The sequence below is a fragment of the Rhodoferax sp. UBA5149 genome (assembly GCF_002413825.1).
In the GTDB taxonomy this organism is placed as follows: domain Bacteria; phylum Pseudomonadota; class Gammaproteobacteria; order Burkholderiales; family Burkholderiaceae_C; genus Rhodoferax.
In genome coordinates this window covers 11801-16922 of record NZ_DHXT01000040.1, presented here as the reverse complement: position 1 = coordinate 16922, position 5122 = coordinate 11801, and the positions used below count along the sequence as shown (strand labels likewise).

The 5122-nt window shown below is 60.9% G+C and carries 6 protein-coding genes; all 6 read left to right on the top strand.

The window, feature by feature from the left end; translation table 11 throughout:
- A partial coding sequence (locus B3V69_RS03005) for a DUF934 domain-containing protein (RefSeq protein WP_296443662.1) occupies positions 1-385 on the top strand: 385 nt, incomplete at its 5' end.
- On the top strand, positions 382-1143 hold the full coding sequence (locus tag B3V69_RS03000) for a phosphoadenylyl-sulfate reductase (RefSeq protein WP_296443660.1): 762 nt from the start codon (positions 382-384) through the stop codon (positions 1141-1143). The genes B3V69_RS03005 and B3V69_RS03000, both read left to right, overlap by 4 nt.
- Positions 1140-2111: a sulfate adenylyltransferase subunit CysD gene (cysD, locus tag B3V69_RS02995; RefSeq protein WP_296443658.1), complete on the top strand. Its 972-nt coding sequence runs from the start codon at positions 1140-1142 to the stop codon at positions 2109-2111. The genes B3V69_RS03000 and cysD overlap by 4 nt, the downstream gene beginning before the upstream one ends.
- Entirely contained in the window at positions 2111-3508 is a 1398-nt protein-coding gene (locus tag B3V69_RS02990) for a sulfate adenylyltransferase subunit 1 (RefSeq protein ID WP_296443655.1), read from the top strand. The genes cysD and B3V69_RS02990 overlap by 1 nt, the downstream gene beginning before the upstream one ends.
- 103 nt (positions 3509-3611) lie before the next feature.
- Positions 3612-3941 carry a ferredoxin FdxA gene (gene fdxA, locus B3V69_RS02985; RefSeq protein ID WP_296443653.1) on the top strand — a complete coding sequence of 110 codons (330 nt, stop codon included), beginning with the start codon at positions 3612-3614 and terminating at the stop codon, positions 3939-3941.
- A 15-nt stretch (positions 3942-3956) separates the two neighbouring features.
- The gene (locus tag B3V69_RS02980; protein ID WP_296443650.1) at positions 3957-5057 is read left to right on the top strand and encodes an NAD(P)/FAD-dependent oxidoreductase; all 1101 of its coding nucleotides are present in this window, start codon (positions 3957-3959) and stop codon (positions 5055-5057) included.
- Positions 5058-5122 lie beyond the last annotated feature (65 nt).

Sequence of the window (5122 nt, the reverse complement as noted above, 5' to 3'; positions counted from 1 at the left end):
ACATTCCACGGGGGCTACAGGCCAAAATGTCATTGAACTTGTGAATGATGCCGACCCCCGTACGCTGAACTTGGAAGGGGTGGAACGCGTCGACCTGACGTTCCCCAAATTCACCGATGGCCGCGCCTTCAGCCAGGCGTTCTTGCTGCGCCGCCGTCTCGGCTTCAAGGGCGAGATTCGCGCCACGGGTGACGTCTTGATTGACCAGCTGGTGCAGATGCAGCGCAGCGGTTTTGACGCAGCGGTATTGCGCGAAGACCAGAACACAGAATTCACGCAACGCCAGTTTGACCGCTACCAGGCGTTTTACCAGGGCGATGCGGTAGCCACCCAGCCCCTGTTCGTGGCCGCCCAGACCCACCCCACATCAGGAGTTGCCGCATGAACGCCATTAAACTCAATGCCCGCGCCTCGGCCGATTTTGACGCCAAGCTGGCCGAAACGGTTTCCGTGCTGCAACAGGCCGCGCGCGACTATGCGCCACCGGCCGCAGGCAGCGCCCCCCTGGTCAGCCAGGCGTCCAGCCTGGGCGCCGAAGACGTGGTGATCAGCCACTTGATCAACAGCCTGCAGCTCGACATCGGCATCTTCGTGCTGGAAACCGGCATGCTGCACCCCGAGACGCTGGACCTGCTGGCCCGGCTCCAAGCCACGTCCCGTGCGCCGATTGAAGTCTTCACACCCCGCAATGAGGCGGTCGTGCAGTTCGTGGCGCGCGAAGGCAAGGACGCCATGTACAAGAGCATCGAGCTGCGCAAGGGCTGCTGCCACATTCGCAAAATAGAGCCGCTGGAGCGCGCGCTGGCCGGCAAGAAAGCCTGGATCACCGGCCTGCGCCGCGAGCAGTCCGGCGCCCGTGCCGAGGTGCCCTTGATCGACACCACGGACGCTACGCGGGTCAAAATCAACCCCCTGGCCAACTGGACCTGGGGTGACGTCTGGCATTTCATCGCCATCAACAAGATCGACTACAACCCGCTGCATGACCAGTTTTACCCCAGCATCGGCTGCGCGCCCTGCACCCGGGCCATCAGTTTGGGCGAAGATTTTCGCGCCGGCCGCTGGTGGTGGGAAGACGAGACCGCCAAAGAATGCGGCCTGCACGTCAGCCCGTCCGGTACCCTTGAGAAAGCGCCCGCATGAATGCCCGTACCTCTCCCGAACTACTTGAACCCATGCAACATTCACTTTCCCGTTCTGAACACCACGATCATCTGAGCAACGCGCAGCTGGATGCGCTGGAGGAAGAAACCATCTTCATCCTGCGCGAGGTCGCCGCCGCGTTTGAGCGCCCCACCCTGCTGTTCTCGGGCGGCAAGGACTCGCTGGTCATGCTCAAGTGCGCCGAAAAAGCGTTTGGCATCGGTCGCATCCCCTACCCGCTGCTGATGATCGACACCGGTCACAACTTCCATGAAGTGACCGATTTCCGCGATTCCCGCGCCAAGGAGCTGGGGGCCGAGCTGATCGTGCGCAGTGTGGAAGACTCCATGGCGCGCGGCACCGTGCGCCTCGCCCATCCCGGCGAGTCGCGCAATGTGCACCAGTCGGTCACCTTGCTGGAGGCCATCGAAGAATTCCGCTTTGACGCGCTGATCGGCGGCGCCCGCCGCGACGAGGAAAAAGCCCGCGCCAAGGAACGCATCTTCTCGCACCGCGACAGTTTCGGCCAGTGGCAGCCCAAGGCGCAACGGCCCGAGCTGTGGACGCTGTTCAACACCCGTCTGCAGCCCGGCGAACACTTCCGCGTGTTCCCGATCTCCAACTGGACCGAGCTCGACGTCTGGCAATACATTGACCGCGAACAAATCGCCCTGCCCTCGCTCTACTACTCGCACAAGCGTGATGTCGTGGAACGCAAAGGCCTGCTGGTGCCGGTGACGGAACTGACGCCGCTGCGCGCCGGCGAAACCGCCGAGTCCCGCGACGTGCGTTTTCGTACCGTGGGCGACATCACATGCACCTGCCCGGTGGAAAGCACGGCCAGCACGGCGGCCGACATCGTGATCGAAACACTGGCCGCCGACGTCAGCGAGCGCGGCGCCACCCGCATGGACGACAAAACCTCCGAGGCTTCGATGGAGAAGCGCAAGAAAGATGGGTACTTCTGATGACTGCTACAACTTTAATAGCTTCTGACGCACAATCGACGGAGGCTAGCACCCTAAAAGATACCGGATCGGCACTGAAATTCATCACCTGCGGCTCCGTGGACGATGGCAAAAGCACGCTGATTGGCCGCCTGCTGATCGACAGCCGCTCGGTCTTGCTGGACCAGCTGGCCAACGTCTCCAAAAGTGGCGAAGCCGATCTGGCGCTGTTCACCGACGGCCTCTCCGCCGAGCGCGAGCAAGGCATCACCATCGACGTCGCCTACCGCTACTTCAACACGGCCGAGCGCAAATTCATCATTGGCGACGCGCCAGGCCATGAGCAGTACACCCGCAACATGGTGACCGCCGCCTCCAGCGCCGACGCCGCCGTGGTGCTGGTCGACGCCACCAAACTCCAGTGGCAAACCAGCGCGCTGGAGCTGCTGCCGCAAACCCGGCGCCATTCGCTGCTGGTGAACCTGTTGCGTGTGCCGTCCATCGTGTTTGCGGTGAACAAGCTGGACGCGCTGGAAGACCCGGCCAAGCCCGAAACAACCGGTCAGGCGGCGCTGGCATTTGCCAACATCAGTCATGCGCTGGCGGCATTTGCCCAGGCGGCTGGCATTGAGGTCACCGCCATCGTGCCGATCTCTGCCCTGAAAGGCCACAACGTGGTCGAGCCGGCCGAAGGCTGGTGCGGCTACGACGGCCCGAGCCTGCTGGAGATTCTGGAACTGCTGCCGACGACACCGGCGGAGACCGCCCTTCCTTTCGCCTTCCCGGTGCAATGGGTTGAAAAGTTTTCTTCGTCCAGTGACACGTCCCAGGGACGCCGCATTTTTTGGGGGCGCGTGGCCACCGGTGTTGCGCAGGTCGGACAACAAGTCTCGGTATTGCCCAGCGGCCAGACGGCCACGGTCGCCCAGGTGCTAGGCCACACGCGTCAGCCTGGCGCCGTGCAGGCCGGGCACAGTGCCGGCATTGTGCTGGACCGCGAAGTCGACGTCTCCCGGGGCGACTGGTTGCTGGCCATCGAGCCCAAAGCAGACGCCAGTGCCGAGGCAGACGAGTTTGAGATCAGCGACACCAGCAGCACCTTCAAGCCCAGTCGCGAACTCAAAGCCACCATCGCCTGGATGGACGACGAGCCCCTGGTGGCCGGCCGCGTCTACTGGGCGTTGCATGGGCACCGCTGGATCAAAGCCAAAATCAAGCGCATTGTTCACAAGCTCGACATCAATACCCTGGCCGAAGAAGATGCCAGCCAGCTCGACGCCAATGCCATCGGCCACGTGGAGCTGGTGCTGCAAGAAGCCATTGCCGCCCTGCCCTACAGCCGCTCGCGCGTGCTGGGCTCGCTGGTTTTGGTGGACACCGCGTCGCACAAAACAGCCGGCGCCGTGCTGATAAATTGACCCGTATTAAGTAAACCCTGCACCATCAAGGTCAATTTGACCCAACTGGATACGGAAACCCAATAAAATCTAGGGTTTCCACCCATTCGTCGAAAACTACAACATGACACATACCGTCACCGAAGCCTGTATCAAATGCAAGTACACCGATTGCGTCGACGTTTGCCCCGTGGACTGCTTCCGCGAAGGCCCCAACTTCTTGACCATCGATCCCGATGAATGCATTGACTGCGCCGTGTGCATTCCCGAATGTCCGGTGAATGCCATCTACGCCGAAGAAGATGTGCCAGCCGACCAGCAGCACATGACGAAGCTCAATGCCGAATTGGCCAAGTTGCCGACCTGGAAAAGCATTACCAAACGCAAGGCCCCGCCAGCGGACGCTGACGAATGGAAAGACAAGACCGGCAAGCTCCCCTTTCTCATCAAATAAGTTATAGAAAAAGTGATGGAACCTCACCTGAACCAAGAAGTGATCAACACCGCGCAGGCCCATGAAGGCCCTATCGAAACCGACGCCGTCATCGTGGGCGCAGGCCCGGTGGGCTTGTTCCAGGTGTTCGAACTCGGCCTGCTGGAAATCAAGGCCCATGTCATTGATTCGCTGGCCTACGCCGGCGGCCAATGTGTCGAGCTCTACCCGGACAAGCCGATTTATGACATTCCCGCCGTGCCGGTGTGCACCGGCCAGGAACTGACGGACAACCTGCTCAAGCAGATTGAGCCTTTTGGCGCCACTTTTCACTTCGGCCAGGAAGTCACCACCGTCCAAAAGCAGGACGACGGCCGCTTCTATGTTGAAACCTCGAAGGGCACCCGGTTCCTGACCAAAACCATTTTCATTGCCGCCGGCGTCGGTGCTTTCCAGCCCCGCACGCTCAAGGTGGAGGGTTTGGACGCCTTTGAAGGCTCGCAGCTTTTCTACCGCGTCAAAAGCCCGAATGACTTTGCCGGCAAAAACCTGGTGATCGTTGGTGGCGGTGACTCGGCACTCGACTGGGCGCTGGATTTCGTCAAGGAAAGCCCGCACAAAGCCGAAAGCGTGATCCTGATTCACCGCCGTGACGGCTTCAAGGCCGCGCCCGCGAACGTGGCCAAGATGAAAGAACTGTGCGATGCCTACGAGATGCAATTCATCGTCGGGCAAGTCACCGGCTATGAAGAAAAAGACGGCCAACTCACGGGCGCCAAAGTCACGGGCGCCGATGGCGTGACGCGCGTGGTGCCGCTCGATGTGCTGCTGGTGTTCTTTGGTTTGAGCCCCAAACTCGGCCCGATTGCCCAGTGGGGACTGGACATTGAGCGCAAGCAGCTCAAGGTCGATACCGAGAAATTCTCCACCAGCGTGCCGGGTATCTTCGCCGTGGGCGATATCAACATCTACCCCGGCAAGAAGAAACTGATTTTGAGTGGTTTCCACGAATGCGCGCTGGCCGCCTTCGGCGCCGTATCGATCATTTTCCCCGAGAAAAAGGTCTTCTTGCAGTACACGACCACCAGTCCCAAACTGCACAAGGTGCTGGGTGTCGAAACGCCCGTGTTCGACTGAGTAGAATCCACATCGTGCTCAACTGAGCACCTTCGCTAGGGGTGTTGCCCTGCTTCGCAAGAGGC